We start from the raw sequence: 14897 nt of genomic DNA, 5'->3' as shown, positions 1-14897 counted from the left end.
CTCAGAGCATCCGGTGCGGCTCCCCGCACAAGACACACGGGATGACTGCCATGAACAACCGCCTGGTGGAGGACGCGAGCGACGACAACGTCGGCGCACCGAACCGTCCCGGATTCGAGAGAGATCTCAGCCGGTCACTGTGACCCGGAGCGTCAGGATGTCCCTGGCCATGTCCGCCGGTCACAAGTTCCCCAGCAGCAGCGGCCGCTCAGTCGTCCTCGCGGTCGTCGTCCGCGCCGTGGCCGCGCGAGTGGGCCGGGCCGGTGTGCGTGGCGGTGACCTTGCCGGTCTGCGCGTTTACGACGACCTCGTGTGCGACGCCCCGGTCGTCGGTGACACCGACGTGCCAGGCCGCCGTCCTGTCGTGGTGGTCGTCGAGCTCGGCCGAGGTCGCGGTGCCCGGGACCTTGTCGAGCGCCGTGTCCACTGCCTGGCCCAGGCCCGTCCTGGCGGACTCGGCGAGCGCGGCGTCGTCGTGGTCGGCCGTGTCCCCGACGCGGTCCGCCCTGCCGGCGATGACCTTGCCGTCGGCGGCGCTCACCGTGACCTCGTGCTCGATGCCCTTGGCGTCGACGATGTCGACCTCCCAGACGGCCTCGCCCCGCCGTCCGTCTTCCAGCTCGACTTCGGTGACCGTGCCCGCGAGGGACGTGGTGGCCGCGTCGGCCGCCTGCTTCAGGCCGACCCCGGCGCTCCTGGCGAGCCTGCCGTCGTGGTCGGAGCCGTCGTGCGTGTCGGAGGTGGTGCCCGCGGTCGCATGCGCGCGGCCGTGGTCGTCGTCGGTGAAGGCGATGGCGGATGCGGCGCCGGCTCCGCCCAGTACGACGGTGGCCGCGACGACCGCGGAGACAGTGCGGCGGCGACCGGTCAGGGAGCGCTTGAGGGCCTTCATCATGAGGTGGTCCTTTCTTGCGGGCCGCGGCTGAGCCGCGTGGCTGCCGGGGTGCCGGCCTGACACGGACCACCGTGCCCCGGCCACCCTGAAGCCCCGCTGAAGCAACCTGAAGACCACTTCAGGAAGACCTGGGACCCTGGTGGGCATGCGCCTGCTGATCGTGGAGGACGAGAAACGTCTCGCCACCGCCCTCGCCCGCGGCCTGGCCGCCGAGGGATTCGCCGTGGACCTGGCCCACGACGGCCTCACCGGACTGCACATGACGCGGCAGCAGGACTACGACCTGATCGTGCTCGACATCATGCTGCCCGGGCTGAACGGGTACCGGATCTGCGCCCAGTTGCGGGCGACCGGGTACGACACACCGATCCTGATGCTCACCGCGAAGGACGGCGAGTACGACGAGGCGGAGGGGCTGGACACCGGCGCGGACGACTATCTCACCAAGCCGTTCTCCTACGTGGTGTTGCAGGCTCGCATCCGGGCCCTGCTGCGCCGCCGCAAGCGCGGGGGATCTCCGGTACTGCGGATCGGCGACTTGACCGTCGACCCCGCCGCCCGACGCGTGGAGCGGGCCGGAGCGGACATCACGCTGACCGCGAAGGAGTTCGCGGTCCTGGAGCACCTCGCCCTGCGTAGCGGGCAGGTCGTCTCCAAGACGGACATCCTCGAACACGTCTGGGACTTCGCCTACGACGGCGACCCCAACATCGTCGAGGTCTACATCAGCGCGCTGCGCCGCAAGATCGACGTGCCGTTCGGGCGGCGGTCCATCACCACGGTGCGCGGGGCCGGATACCGGCTGGAGGCCGGCCGTGGCCGCGATGCCTAGGCCCTTCGCCTCGGTACGGGCCCGCGCGGCGCTCGCGGCCACGTTGGTCGTGTCCGTCGCGCTGGTCGCCGCGGGTATCGCCGTCGTCGCCGTGCTGCGTCACAACCTCGTCGACCGGGCGAGCCTGGAGTCGGAGGTGACCGCGCGTAGGGTGGCGGGTTCCCAGGCCGCGCTGAACGGGAGTTTCGGCTCGCTGGACCTGCCCGACGACGACGGTCGTCTCGTGCAGGTCGTCGACTCCTCCGGCAAGGTCCTGGCCGCGGGTGAAGACCTGCGAGAACGCGGCCCGATCACGGACTACGCCCCCGCTCCGGCTCCCCGGAGCACCACGTCGTCAAGGCATTCCTCCGGCGACGATGACGACGGGAATGACGACCACGGCCACGACGCCGCTCCGGTCAGGGGCAAGGTCGGCACGGACGTGGACCGTGAGACGGTCGCCGTGAAGCTGGGTGACAAGACCCACGACTACGCCTTCGCCGCCGTGCAGGGAACCACCTACGACGGCCGCACCTACACCGTCTACGCCGCCACCTCGCTCGAGGACTCACAGGCCACCCTCGGCCAGGTCACTCGGTCGATGCTGACGGGCCTGCCGTTCCTGCTCGCCGTCGTGGCGGCGGTGACCTGGCTGGTCACCCGCAGGGCGCTGCGGCCGGTGGAGGGCATCCGCGCGAAGATGGCCGAGATCACCGACAGCGGTGACCTCGCGCGTCGGGTGCCCGAGCCCGCCTCCCGCGACGAGATCGCGCGGCTCGCCCGCACCACCAACGAGACCCTGGCCGCGCTGGAGCAGTCGGTGGAACGTCAGCACCGCTTCGTCGCCGACGCCTCCCACGAACTGCGCAGCCCCATCGCGTCCTTGCGCACCCAGCTGGAAGTCACCCACCAGCACCCGGAGTTGCTGAACACGACCGATCTGCTCCACGACGTCGTACGCCTCCAGCACCTGGCCGCCGACCTGCTGCTGCTCGCCCGCCTCGACGCCGGGGAACGCCCGGCCGACGCCTTGGTGGACCTCGCCGCTCTGGTGCGGGAGGAGGTGACGCAGCGGGCCTCAACCGACCGCATCGCCCCCACCGTCACCGTCGACGACGCAGGACTGGAGGTGAAGGGCAGCCGGACCCAGCTCGCCCGCGTGCTCGGCAACCTGCTCGACAACGCCCAGCGGCACGCCGCCTCCGCGGTCACCCTGACCGTGCGGGCGGCCGGGAACGCGATCGTTCTGAGCGTCGCCGACGACGGTCACGGTGTCGCCCCGGCCGACCGTGAGCGCGTCTTCGAACGCTTCGTCCGCCTCGACGAGGCCCGCGGCCGCGACGACGGCGGCGCGGGCCTCGGCCTGGCCATCGCACGCGACGTCGTCCAGCACCACGGCGGGACACTCACCCTCGCCGACGCACCCGCCGGCGGCGCGCTCTTCCAGGTCGGACTCCCGCGCGCCCGCTGACAGCCGGGCAGGACCCGGCGACCTCGCCGGGCGGCAGCCGGCGGTTCCGGGGCATCTCCGGGACATTTCCGGGTCGGGGTTTCCTCTCACGCGAACGGGGTGGGTCAGGCGGTCCGCGCGCGGCCCGGGCCTGCGCCGCGTGCAGGAGCGAGCGCCTCGGCCGTGCGGCCCGGGTCCCCGAGCTGCGGCCGGTTCGGCCACGCGGCCGGTGAACCCCGCCTGCTCCGGGGGCAGCGTCACAGGACCGGGTGGCGGTCCCGGCGGTGCGGCCCGGGTCGCGGGCGGGCCGCCGCGCGCGGCGGCGCGCTGACCCCGGTGGCGGTCCGGGCGGCGCGGCGCCGGCCGCGGTGGCGGTGACCGCGGTGGCCGCGGTGTCGAGGACGGGGGGTGTCGGCAGGGCGGCCCCGGCTGTGCACGCCGCCCACCAGGCCCGGGCACGAAGGTGGTTCCCCGGCGGGATCCTCTTCGCCGACTGCGGAGCGGCACGCTGAGCGTGTCTCAGCTGTAGGCGTTGAGGTGTGGCTGCGCCGGCTGCCGGCCCCGCGCGGTTCCCGCCGGCCCGGCGAGGGCAAGGGGCCATCGGCTCAAGGGCGCGTCAGACGAAGGGACGCGCCATGCGGTTCATCGTGTCGACGACAAGCTCACGCGGGTCGTCGGTGAGATCGCTGTCGATCCAGCGGCGCATCGAGATGCGGAGCGCGACGAGGAAGGCCGACGCCATGACTCGGGCGTCGAGGGCGGTGTCCGCGTCCCGGGTGGGACAGCGCTCGACGATCGCCTCGGTGAGGCTTGCCTCCAGCCCCGCGTGATTGGCGAGTTGACGGGCCAGGAGCGCGGGGTGGCGCAGCGCCAGCCGGGTGCGCACGAGTATCTCCCACTCCTGGGCGCCACTCTCCGGCAGGCGGTCCAGGACGGCGGTGCACAGGGCGGCCCAAGGGCTCTCCTCGGGTGGGCGGGCGCGGAAGGCGGCGACCAGTTCCTCGAGGTAGCGCTCGTCGCCCCACAGGACGGCGTCCTCCTTGGTGGCGAAGTAGTTGGAGAACGTCCGGCGTGAGATGCCCACCGCGTCGGCCACCTCTTCCACGGTGACCGCGTCGAATCCGCGCTCCACGGTCAGGCGCAGGGCGGCCTCGTGGACCGCCTGCCGGGTGGCGGCCTTCTTGCGTTCGCGTAGTCCCGCTGTGTGCTCCATGGTGCCGCCATCCTATGAGAGCGGCAACGACATTGCGCAGTGCGCAAAATTGCGCAGTGCGCATGTATTCTGAGCCGGTCGGCGCCCCGGTCGTGTCCGGACCGCATTGACGGACGGCCGTCGCGGCCGTCCTCCCGCCGACCCTGACCTTGTCCTCGTTGTTCCTAGTTGCCCCTCGTTGCTCCTAGTTGTCCATCGTTGTTCCTCGTAGTTCCTCGTAGTTCCTCGTAGTTCCTCGTAGTTCCTCGTTGTTCCTCGTTCTCTTCATCCGGAGGTTTGCGCGTGAGTGCGCACACAGCGGTAACCGGGGGCCCGGACGGCTCCGCGACCATGGACCACAAGCACGTGCTGCGAGCACTGAGCGGGCTGTTGACGGTGCTGTTCGCCGCGATGCTCAGTTCGACCGTGGTCTCGGTCGCGCTGCCGCAGATCATCGGCTCGTTGAACGGGACGCAGTCGCAGTACACCTGGGTGGTCACCGCGACCCTTCTGGCCTCCACCGCCTCGACACCGATCTGGGGCAAGCTGGCCGACCTGTTCAGCAAGAAACTCCTGCTCCAGACGTCGATCGCGATCTTCGTGGTGGGCTCCCTGGGCGCCGGCTTCTCGCAGAACACCGGTCAGCTCATCGGCTTCCGCGCGGTGCAGGGCCTGGGCATGGGCGCACTGCAGGTCCTGGTGCAGGTCGTCATCGCCGCGATGGTCAGCCCCAGGGAGCGCGGCCGCTACAACGGCTACCTCGGCGCGGTCATGGCGGTGTCCACCGTCGGCGGCCCGCTGCTCGGCGGGGCGATCACCGATGTCTCCTGGCTGGGCTGGCGCTGGTGCTTCTTCATCGCGCTGCCGTTCACAGTCGTCGCCTCCTTCATCCTCAACCGCACCCTGCACCTTCAGGACGTCCGGCGTCCGGACACCAAGGTCGACTACTGGGGAGCCTCGCTCATCGCGGCCGGCGTCAGCCTCCTGCTGCTGTGGGTGACGTTCGTCGACAACTCGTTCGCCTGGGTCTCCTGGCAGACCGCCGCCATGGTGGCCGGCGCGGTCGCGCTGCTGGGTGCGGCCCTGTGGGTCGAGTCCCGGGTCGCCGAGCCGGTCATACCGCTGCACATCATCAAGCGGCGTGACCCCGCCCTGGCCATCATCGCGAGCCTCGCGGTCGGCATGGCGATGTTCGGCGGAGCGGTCTTCCTCGGCCAGTACTTCCAGATCGGACGCGGCTACTCGCCCACCGAAGCCGGCCTGCTCACCATGCCGTTGATGGCCGGGGTACTCGTCTCCTCCACGGTGGCCGGCCGGTTCGTCTCCACCACCGGCAAGCCCAAGCCCGTCGTCCTGATCGGTGTCGTCGTCCTGACGCTCGGCTTCCTGGGCCTGTCCATGATCGACCACGAGACGTCTCTCGTCGCGGTGTCGGCCGGCATGGCCGCGGTCGGCGTCGGCGTCGGTATGTCCATGCAGAACCTGGTCCTCGTCCTGCAGAACAGCGTCCCGCTCAAGGAACTCGGCGCCGCCAGCGGAGCCATCACCTTCTTCCGCTCCCTCGGCGGCACGATCGGTGTCTCGGTGCTCGGGGCCGTACTGGCCGGCACCGTGAGCGCGAAAATCACCGAAGGTCTGGCCGGACTCGGCATCGACGCCGGCACGGGCGGCGGCGGAGGATCCACCTTGAACATCAACGCGATGCCGGCCCCGGTCCAGGAGGTCGTACGCACCGCCTACGGAGACGCCACCGGCCACATCTTCCTGATCTCCGCGATCATCGCCATGGTCGGTGTGGTCGCCGCGCTGTTCCTCACCCCGGTCACCTTGCGCGACAGCGTCGACCTGCCGGGCCGGGCCACTGACGACTGAGACCGGATGAGGCGGTCCACCGCCCGGCCGCCATCCGCCGACACTCGGAGCTTCTCGCCGGACACCTGCCCAGTGGGCCTCCGCAGAGGCCCGGTCAGCGGGACGCGCCGGGCTCGACCACTGGGCCTCACCCGCCGATTTGGGTCCTGGAACAGGCCTCTGAGCCCTGTCCATGGGCCCGGGTGTCGTCGTTACGGTTCGGTCCCCGGCGGGTGTACGGCCCGGCCCCCCCGGTGACCGGATCGAGCAAGCCACGACGAGGTGACGCGTGAACCGCAGCGACCGAATACGCCGAGGAGTACGCACGAGCCCGGGGCAGACAGCGGTCGAGTACCTGGGAATGCTGGGGCTCGTCACCCTTGTGGTCGGCGCGATCGTCGGCACCGTCATCGGGGGCGGCATCTCCGGCTCCGCACACCAGCAGATCTGCCGGGTCGTGGAGAAGACAGGCGGCAGCGACTGCGCCGACGACGACGATGTCAACGGCGGCGACGGGCGGTCCGAGCCCGGCGAACCCGTCAAGCCCGCCGCCGCCCCCGGTGAGGAGAACGGCGAGCCCGGTGGCGAATCCGGTGACAAGTCCGACGCCGGCAGGGGGAACGCACTTCCCGATCTGTGCTTCGAGCCGCGGGAACGGGCATCGAAGTCGTCGGTCTCCGTTCCGGGTAACGGCCCCGTCAGCACGGCCGCAGCCTGGGGCTACTCCTGGCTGGTCAACTTCGTCATCGACAAGGTCAACAACGAGAAGAACAAGGAGAAGCGGGTCCAGGAGGCGCTTGCGGACCTCGCCTACTGCCTCCCTGACTACAACATCGTCATCGCGCAGCCACATGAGGGCAATCTGCAGCAGATGGACGGTGCGGCGCTGATCGAGACCGTCAGCATCAGCGGCACGACGTACCGCGTCTATGCGTTCAGGACCGGCAAGTTCACCTGGGCGGACGACGCCGACCTCGGACCGGTCGGCTCCGGGGCGCCGCTGCACTCCCACAACTGCGACGAGCACGTGACGATCCTGGAGGGCGAGGCGGAGGTGTGGGTCCAGGGCGAGGTGACGAAGCTGGAGCGGTTCGACACCACCTACATCCCCTCCCCCGTCCCCCACTTGTTCCGCGACATCGGCGACCGCCCGCCGCGGATCCTGTGGGTGTACTCGTCCGGTCACGTCACACGGACGTTCACCGCGACCGGCCGGACGGTGGAACATCTGTCGGTCGAGGACCAGATGGGCTGAGGCCGCCCCCGGGCCACCGATGTGGATGTCGGGTCCGGCGGCGACTCGTTACCTGTCGGAGTGCGGGTCTGTCGCGGGTAGTTCCACAGTGATGCGGATCCCGCCGGCGGAGCGCGGGGTGAGGGTGAGTGTTCCGTCGTGTGCGTGGGTGATGGTTTTGACGATTGCCAGGCCGAGGCCGACGCCCGCGTGGTCGGTGTGTGTGCGACCGGTGCCGCGCTGGAACGGTTCGGTGAGTGTCGAGACCAGCTCCGGGGTGAGCTTCTCGCCGGTGTTTTCGACAGTGAGCACCACCGACTTGGGGCGGACGCTGGTATTGACCCACACGGTGCCCTGCGCAGGCAGGTTGTGGACGATCGCGTTGTGCACGAGGTTCGTGGTCAGCTGCAGCAGGAGCGCTTGCGATCCGATCGTGGGGGTGATGTCGCCGCGGGTCTCGATGGTGACGCCATGCTTTTCCGCGAGGGGGAGGAGTGTTTCGGTGGCTTCTTCCGCCATGAGGGACAGGTCGACGTGTTCTCGGGTGAAGGACCGCTGGTCAGCGCGGCTGAGCAGGAGCAATGCCTCGGTGAGGTCGATCGCCCGGGTGTTGACGGCGTGGAGGCGGTCGATGACTGCGCCGACGTCGTGGTCCGGATCGGTGCGGGCCACATCGAGAAGTGCCTTCGAGATCGCCAGCGGGGTGCGCAACTCGTGCGAGGCGTTGGCTGCGAATCTCCGCTGTTCGGCGACGTGTGCCTCGAGCCGTGCCAGCATCGTGTCGAAGGCGTCGGCGAGTTCGCGGAACTCGTCCTTGCGGCCCGGTAGTCGGATTCGGTGGGAGAGCGAACCGGTCGAGGCCAGGCGGGTGGCGCCCGTGATGCGAGTCAGCGGGCCGAGCATCCGGCCGGCGAGGATCCACCCTCCCACGAGGCCGAACACCAGCAGGAATGCCAACACGGCGGCTGCCCTCGGAGCGAAGACGTGCAGGAGGTTGGACCGGATGGGAAAAACCCCGTTGGTGGCGGTGCCGGTGGAGCCGGGCACGAGGAGCGCACGGTCGGGGACGTAACGCAGGAGGAACACCCACACCGCCGCGAGCAGCAGGACGCCGGCGAACATGAGGAATCCGGCGTAGCTGAGGGTGAGTTTGAGGCGAACGCTCAACCCAGGTGCCCTATCCACGCTCGCCTCCCTTGTGGCCGGTCTCCGGTTGCGTGTCGATGCGGTAGCCGACGCCTGGCACGGTGGCGATGATCCAGGGTTCTCCGAGACGCTTGCGCAGTGCCGAGACGGTGATGCGTACGGCGTTGGTGAACGGGTCGGCGTTCTCGTCCCACGCGCGTTCCAGGAGTTCCTCGGCGCTGACGACACCGCCATCGGCGGCGACGAGGACTTCGAGCACCGCGAACTGCTTCCTGGTCAGCGCGACATAGCGGCCGCCCCGGTAGACCTCTCTGCGGAACGGGTCGAGGCGCAGACCTACGATCTCTCGCACGGGAGGCCTGCTGTGGGCGCGCCTGCGGTCGAGTGCTCTGAGCCTGAGCGCGAGCTCTTGGAGGTCGAACGGCTTGGTGAGGTAGTCGTCGGCGCCGAGTCCGAACCCGGTGGCCTTGTCGTCGAGACGGTCGGCCGCGGTCAGCATGAGGATCGGCATGCCGCTGCCGGAGGCGACGATGCTTTTGGCGATCTCGTCACCGGACGGTCCGGGGATGTCCCGGTCGAGGACGGCGATGTCGTAGGCGTTGACGCTCAGCATTTCCAGAGCGGTGTCGCCGTCGCCTGCGACGTCTGCCGCGATCGCTTCCAGGCGCAGGCCGTCGCGGATGGCCTCTGCCAGATAGGGCTCGTCCTCGACAATCAATACACGCATGCCATTGAGGCTACGAGCCGGCACATATCGTCGGCATATCGAAAACTTCATACGTGCCGGCAACACCGCGCAGTCTTCACTGGCGGTATGCGTCACACCCCACCATCTGCACGAACAAGGAGCCGCCGGAATTCCGGCGCCGGCACCCGGCGCGCGGGCATCCGCCGGGCGATCCGCATCGGCTCTCGGCCGGGGCCCTGGAAACGCGGGCCGGTGCTCGCGGCGGCGGCGCTGCTGCTCGGGCTGCTCATGCTGCTGCACGCGCGGATCACGGACCGCGGAGGCCTCGGCAGCCTGGTGGAGACCTTCCTGCCGTGGTTCGGCCTGTTCATCCCCGTACTGCTGATCGGGGCGCTGTGGCGTCGTTCCGCCTCCGCGGTGGCCGCGCTGCTGCTGCCGGCCGTGGTGTGGCTGAACCTCTTCGGCGGCCTCCTCGGCGACAGGTCCCGCCCGGGCAGCGACCTCACCGTGGCCGGGCAAAACGTCAACGCCGACAACCCCGACCCGGCCGGCACCGCCCGCGACCTGGCCGCCTCCGGTGCGGACGTGCTGGCCCTGGTGGAGCTGACCCCGCAGGCCACGGGCACGTACGAGAAGGAGCTGGCGAAGGCGTACCCGTACCACACGGTGCAGGGCACGGTCGGGCTGTGGAGCAAGCTGCCGCTGTCGGACACCCAGCCGGTCGACATCAAGACGGACTACGGGCCGCTGGCGGACACCAAGCCGGTCGACATCAAGTTGGCCTACAACCGCGCGCTGCGCACCACGGTGGCCACGGACCACGGGCCGCTGACGGTGTATGTGGCCCACCTGGGGTCCGTACGGCTGTTGCCCAGGAACGGCTTCTGGGCGGTCTCACGGGACAGGGGCGCGCAGGCGCTCGGCAAGGCCGTCGCGGCCGATCCGAGTAAGCGGGTGGTGCTGCTCGGCGACCTGAACGGCACCATGGACGACCGCGCGTTCACCGGCATCACCTCGCAGATGCACTCGGCCCAGGCCGCGGCCGGGAACGGCTTCGGCTTCACCTGGCCGGCACGGTTCCCGGTGGTGCGGATCGACCAGATCCTGGTCAGAGGCGTGGAGCCGGAGAGCTCGTGGGTGCTGCCGGCCACCGGCAGCGACCACCTGCCGGTGGCGGCCGGAATCAGCTGGTGAACACCGCGTATAGGCCGCCGCTCCACCTGCTGCGGATGGCATCTGTCCGCTCGAAGAGCGTCCCGACGACGAGTCAGGAGGTGACGCTCGAGTCCCGTGATGTGGTGTCGTCACGCGATCCAACGGGCAGCGGCCTCATAGGTAGTGGCGGGGGTGCTGTTGAACGCGATGGCCGCATCGGGTGCGTGCCGCCGAACCAGGTTGACCACTTGCTCGAGGAGTTCGACTTGATCGTCCGAGTGCCGCAGTCCACCGCCGACGGTGACGCACTCCCACGGACGGGCTCGCAGCGCATTCCCGACGACCGCTTCCACGTCGTCACTTCCGTCAAGGCCGATCAGGCAGGTCTCGACGCCCACGCCATGTTCGGCGAACTTGGTCAGTCCCGCCTCGATCGCCTTGGCTACCGGCTCGGGATCCCACGGCCCGGGCACCCGGTACGGATCAAGCCCGATGACGAGGACGCGGGGTGAAGCAGTGGTGTCCATGCCTGGACGATACGGGTCGAACGCCCGGCGAAGCAGGAGGTGATGCCCAAGTCGCGTGACACGCCGGTCCAACTGCCGGGCTCTGTGTGAAGCGCTGAGCCGATGACGGGCCTCGTCACGTCACCGGCTCAGTCATGTGCCCCGGTCCGGGAACGCGCCCGCGCGTCAGCATCCGGCCCTTCGCCGGGCGATGTCCGCGAGCGTGGCCCAGTCACGGTCGGACCATCCGGCCGCGGTGGCTTCGAGCAGGGCGTCCGTACGACGCTGCCGGTGGGCAGCGGCACATCATGATGGTGTGCGGCCGACAGGGCGAGATTCACGACCTTGAGTCCGAGCCGCGTCGTGAACCCGGCCGGAAACGCACCGCCGGTCCTTGGAACGCAGACACCCTCCGGGCTCCTGGAACACGGACACCCTCCTGATTTATTTCTCTCGCGAGCGAGATATGTTGGCAGAGGCCGGGCCGCTCGGCGCGTCAGCACCGCGCGCCCGGAGATCTCGCACGCATGGAGGATTGCCGTGGCCCTGCCCGCTCTGTCACCGCCCGCTTCGTCGCCGCAGGCGACTCCTCCCGGACGACGCCGACCGGGCCGGGCCGCCGTCACATGGCTGACCACTACCGACCACAAGAGGATCGGCACGCTCTACCTGGTCACCTCGTTCGCGTTCTTCTGCTTCGGTGGCCTGATGGCACTGCTCATGCGTGCCGAGCTGGCCCGTCCCGGTCTGCAGCTCATCTCGAACGAGCAGTTCAATCAGGCCTTCACGATGCACGGCACCGTGATGCTGTTCATGTTCGCGACGCCGATCTTCTCCGGCTTCGCGAACTGGATCATGCCGCTCCAGATCGGCGCACCCGACGTCGCGTTCCCGCGACTGAACATGCTGGCCTACTGGCTGTACCTGCTCGGCTCGCTGATCGCGGTCGGCGGCTTCCTCACCCCGCAGGGCGCCGCCGACTTCGGCTGGACCGCCTACAGCCCGCTGTCCGACACGGTCCACTCACCGGGTATCGGCAACGACATGTGGATCATGGGCCTGGCCATGCAGGGCTTCGGCACCATCCTCGGCTCGGTCAACTTCATCACCACGATCGTCTGCATGCGCGCCCCGGGCATGACGATGTTCCGCATGCCGATCTTCACCTGGAACGTGCTGCTCACCAGCGTGCTGGTCCTGCTGGCCTTCCCGGTGCTCGCCGCCGCGCTCCTCGCGCTCGAGTTCGACCGGAAGTTCGGGGCGCAGATCTTCGCCCCCTCCAACGGCGGGGCGCTGCTGTGGCAGCACCTCTTCTGGTTCTTCGGCCACCCGGAGGTGTACATCCTGACGCTGCCGTTCTTCGGCATCGTGTCCGAGGTGGTCCCCGTCTTCTCCCGCAAGCCGCTCTTCGGCTACATGGGGCTGGTCGGCGCGACCATCGCGATCGCGGGTCTGTCGGTGACGGTGTGGGCACACCACATGTACGTGACGGGTGGTGTGCTGCTGCCGTTCTTCTCCTTCATGACCTTCCTGATCGCGGTCCCGACCGGGGTGAAGTTCTTCAACTGGATCGGCACCATGTGGAAGGGGTCCCTGAGCTTCGAGACGCCGATGCTCTGGTCCATGGGCTTCATGGTCACCTTCCTGTTCGGTGGCCTGACCGGCGTGATCCTGGCCTCACCGCCACTGGACTTCCATGTCACGGACTCGTACTTCGTGGTGGCGCACTTCCACTACGTGGTCTTCGGCACCGTGGTGTTCGCGATGTTCGCCGGCTTCCACTTCTGGTGGCCGAAGTTCACCGGCAAGATGCTCGACGAGCGCCTGGGCAAGATCACATTCTGGACGCTGTTCATCGGCTTCCACGGCACCTTCCTGGTCCAGCACTGGCTGGGCGTCGAGGGCATGCCGCGGCGGTACTCCGACTACCTGGCGGCCGACGGCTTCACCGCCCTGAACACGGTCTCCACGATCTCCTCGTTCCTGCTCGGCCTGTCGATCCTGCCGTTCTTCCACAACGTCTGGAGGACGGCCAGGTACGGCGAGAAGATCACCGTCAACGACCCATGGGGCTGGGGCCGTTCGCTGGAGTGGGCGACGTCCTGTCCCCCGCCCCGCCACAACTTCGACAAGCTGCCGCGCATACGAAGCGAGTCACCCGCCTTCGACCTCGGCCATCCCGAGATCGCCGTCAGTGGCGCCGTCGAAGAGGAGCGGACGACCGTCGGCGGCCGCCGCTGAGCAGACCGGTCCACCCGTTCACACGTTCAGGAGCCGTCCATGGACGCACATCATGAAGCCGCCCTCGGCATGCACCAGATCGAGGGCTACCTCTACCGCGAGGCCAACCGCCGGGAGGCGCACCGCAAAGCGCGGGACTTCGCCTGGGAGCTGCCCGGACTCACCACGGACCAGCGCCTCGTGATCGAGGAAGCGTACGCCCGCGAGCAGGTGGAGAACGCCCGCGAGGTCACCCGCCGGATCTCGGAACGCATACAGCAGATCGAGGCTCAGTACGAGGCACGCCACCGCCGCTTCACACGGGAGACGGCTGTCGCTCTGGCCGTGGTCACCATGGGGCTGATCGGGCTCTGCGTCGCGGTGATCCTCGGATCGGCGGCGGGATCGGCCTGAGGCCACTCGGCCGTTCGCTCAGCAGGCGTCCGCCTCCAGGGACACCAGGAGCTTGCGCAGGGCGTCCGCCATCCCCGCGCGTTCCTGCGGTTCCAGCACAGAGAGCACATCCCGTTCCAGGGCGAAGTGCCGTTCCACCAGGCGGTCGAAACTCACCCGGCCCTCCTCCGTCAGACTGACCAGAGTGCTTCTGCCGTCGACAGGGGAGGGTCCGCGCTCGATCCAGCCTTCCCGCTCCAGCCTGTTGAGCCTGCCCGTCAGGCCGGCGGAGGAGACGATCAGCGCTTGGCGCAGCTGCCCGGGCGTCAGCGCGTAGGGAGGGCCGCCGCGGCGCAGCGCCTGCAGCAGGTCGAAGTCCCCGACATTGGCGATGGGCATGCCGCCCGGGCGGCGCAGTTGCGTCGCGAACCGCTCTTCCAGCAGCCGAGCCGCACGCAGCAGGCGGGCGACCACCTGGCTGGACGACACGTCCAGTTCCGGCCACTCGCTCCGCCACTCGGCCAGCATCGCGTCCACGCTGTCGCCCGCGCCGTCGGCTTCGATCTCGTCGTCCCTGCCCATCTCGGGGCCAGCCTATCGGTCGTGGTCGTCGCCGCTGAGGGAGGCCGACACCCGCACGGTAGTGGCGCCGAAGAGCCCTGGCGCCGTCTCCGGGAGTGAGGGAAAGTGGGAAGGGGAAGCCTCCCTGGGAGGTGGGCACAGTGTGGTACTGGCATGGCGATGACTGGGCCTGGATGGCCTTCATGCCCCTGGTGTGGATCGTGCTGCTGGGCCTCTTGGTGGGGCTCGTGGTCCGCCTCACGCGGCACCCCACGGATCGCGGCAGTGGGCAGGGCCCGGCGCAGCCGCCACGAGAGACACCCGAGGAGATCCTCGACCGCCGCTTCGCCTCCGGTGAAATCGACGCCGACACCTACACCGAGGCGCGCGAACGCCTCGCCGCCCACAGGCCGACGGCCGAGCCATAGCGGTGTGGGTGGGACGTGTGGTCGCGCAGCGGCTGCATGCCTCGCACATTCGGCTGCTCGACCTCTACGCCCCCTTCGGCAGCGGAGGCCTGGCGTGACCGCACAGGTACTTGGCCCTGCCGAGGAATTCGAGGAGGAGAGCATCCGGTACGGGCTGCTGTGCGCGCCCCGAGCCCCTCCCACCGGTTCGGTCCCAAGCCCCTGAACAGCTGACCGCCTCGGTGCGAGCCGATGTCGAAGCCCGCCTGGGCGCGGGACACCGCGCCGTGCCCCCGGACGCGGCGGTGCCCCACCCCTCCGTGCTCTCGGTCCGCGCGCGGTGACAGGGACGTCCAGCGGAGGGCCGGCAGGCCCGTCGCGGGGACCA

14 protein-coding genes and 1 pseudogene are annotated in these 14897 nt (G+C 69.5%); 9 read left to right on the top strand and 6 right to left on the bottom strand.

Going from position 1 to position 14897, the window contains the following annotated elements:
• Positions 1-208 precede the first annotated feature (208 nt).
• A complete protein-coding gene (locus ACFY3J_RS05230) occupies positions 209-895 on the bottom strand; it encodes a PepSY domain-containing protein (RefSeq protein WP_384176872.1) in 687 nt (228 codons plus the stop codon).
• Positions 896-1040: 145 nt separating this feature from the next.
• Here ACFY3J_RS05230 and ACFY3J_RS05225 point away from each other — a divergent pair, with 145 nt between their 5' ends.
• The gene (locus ACFY3J_RS05225; RefSeq protein WP_384176870.1) at positions 1041-1727 is read left to right on the top strand and encodes a response regulator; all 687 of its coding nucleotides are present in this window, start codon (positions 1041-1043) and stop codon (positions 1725-1727) included.
• Positions 1720-3177, top strand: coding sequence for a sensor histidine kinase (locus ACFY3J_RS05220; RefSeq protein WP_390840397.1), 1458 nt, complete (start codon positions 1720-1722; stop codon positions 3175-3177). The genes ACFY3J_RS05225 and ACFY3J_RS05220 overlap by 8 nt, the downstream gene beginning before the upstream one ends.
• A gap of 595 nt (positions 3178-3772) precedes the next feature.
• Here ACFY3J_RS05220 and ACFY3J_RS05215 read toward each other — a convergent pair.
• On the bottom strand, positions 3773-4369 hold the full coding sequence (locus tag ACFY3J_RS05215; protein WP_390840328.1) for a TetR family transcriptional regulator: 597 nt from the start codon (positions 4367-4369) through the stop codon (positions 3773-3775).
• 282 nt (positions 4370-4651) lie between these two features.
• On the opposite strand from ACFY3J_RS05215, the gene ACFY3J_RS05210 reads away from it, so the two are divergent.
• Together ACFY3J_RS05210 and ACFY3J_RS05205 are read left to right on the top strand one after the other, a co-directional pair.
• Positions 4652-6220: an MDR family MFS transporter gene (locus ACFY3J_RS05210; RefSeq protein WP_384176866.1), complete on the top strand. Its 1569-nt coding sequence runs from the start codon at positions 4652-4654 to the stop codon at positions 6218-6220.
• A 268-nt stretch (positions 6221-6488) separates the two neighbouring features.
• Complete coding sequence (locus ACFY3J_RS05205) at positions 6489-7454, top strand: cupin domain-containing protein (protein WP_384176864.1); 966 nt, start codon at positions 6489-6491, stop codon at positions 7452-7454.
• Between the two features lie 48 nt (positions 7455-7502).
• Here ACFY3J_RS05205 and ACFY3J_RS05200 read toward each other — a convergent pair whose 3' ends face one another.
• Complete coding sequence (locus tag ACFY3J_RS05200; protein WP_390840326.1) at positions 7503-8618, bottom strand: sensor histidine kinase; 1116 nt, start codon at positions 8616-8618, stop codon at positions 7503-7505.
• On the bottom strand, positions 8611-9306 hold the full coding sequence (locus ACFY3J_RS05195) for a response regulator transcription factor (protein ID WP_384176860.1): 696 nt from the start codon (positions 9304-9306) through the stop codon (positions 8611-8613). Before ACFY3J_RS05195 ends, ACFY3J_RS05200 begins: the two co-directional genes overlap by 8 nt.
• 87 nt (positions 9307-9393) lie before the next feature.
• Here ACFY3J_RS05195 and ACFY3J_RS05190 point away from each other — a divergent pair, with 87 nt between their 5' ends.
• Positions 9394-10461 carry an endonuclease/exonuclease/phosphatase family protein gene (locus ACFY3J_RS05190; RefSeq protein ID WP_390840325.1) on the top strand — a complete coding sequence of 356 codons (1068 nt, stop codon included), beginning with the start codon at positions 9394-9396 and terminating at the stop codon, positions 10459-10461.
• A 110-nt stretch (positions 10462-10571) separates the two neighbouring features.
• Here the strand turns inward: ACFY3J_RS05190 and ACFY3J_RS05185 are convergent, their stop codons facing one another.
• A complete protein-coding gene (locus ACFY3J_RS05185) occupies positions 10572-10949 on the bottom strand; it encodes a hypothetical protein (RefSeq protein ID WP_384176856.1) in 378 nt (125 codons plus the stop codon).
• 519 nt (positions 10950-11468) lie between these two features.
• On the opposite strand from ACFY3J_RS05185, the gene ctaD reads away from it, so the two are divergent.
• Together ctaD and ACFY3J_RS05175 are read left to right on the top strand one after the other, a co-directional pair.
• Positions 11469-13169, top strand: a complete 1701-nt coding sequence (ctaD, locus tag ACFY3J_RS05180) for a cytochrome c oxidase subunit I (protein ID WP_390840323.1) — start codon at positions 11469-11471, stop codon at positions 13167-13169.
• 39 nt (positions 13170-13208) lie between these two features.
• On the top strand, positions 13209-13562 hold the full coding sequence (locus ACFY3J_RS05175) for a hypothetical protein (RefSeq protein ID WP_390840321.1): 354 nt from the start codon (positions 13209-13211) through the stop codon (positions 13560-13562).
• 18 nt (positions 13563-13580) lie between these two features.
• Here ACFY3J_RS05175 and ACFY3J_RS05170 read toward each other — a convergent pair whose 3' ends face one another.
• Positions 13581-14123, bottom strand: a complete 543-nt coding sequence (locus tag ACFY3J_RS05170) for a MarR family winged helix-turn-helix transcriptional regulator (protein ID WP_384176850.1) — start codon at positions 14121-14123, stop codon at positions 13581-13583.
• Positions 14124-14296: 173 nt separating this feature from the next.
• Between ACFY3J_RS05170 and ACFY3J_RS05165 the strand changes: the two genes are divergently transcribed.
• The gene (locus tag ACFY3J_RS05165) at positions 14297-14530 is read left to right on the top strand and encodes a hypothetical protein (protein WP_384176848.1); all 234 of its coding nucleotides are present in this window, start codon (positions 14297-14299) and stop codon (positions 14528-14530) included.
• Positions 14518-14628, top strand: a pseudogene (locus tag ACFY3J_RS05160) (regulator); the annotation flags it as partial. The gene ACFY3J_RS05165 and the pseudogene ACFY3J_RS05160, both read left to right, overlap by 13 nt.
• Between the last annotated feature and the right edge of the window lie 269 nt (positions 14629-14897).

This window comes from Streptomyces sp. NPDC001231, assembly GCF_042896885.1.
In the GTDB taxonomy this organism is placed as follows: Bacteria; Actinomycetota; Actinomycetes; order Streptomycetales; family Streptomycetaceae; genus Streptomyces.
The sequence above is the reverse complement of the archived record's forward strand: the minus strand, read 5'-3'. Positions and strand labels throughout refer to the sequence as shown.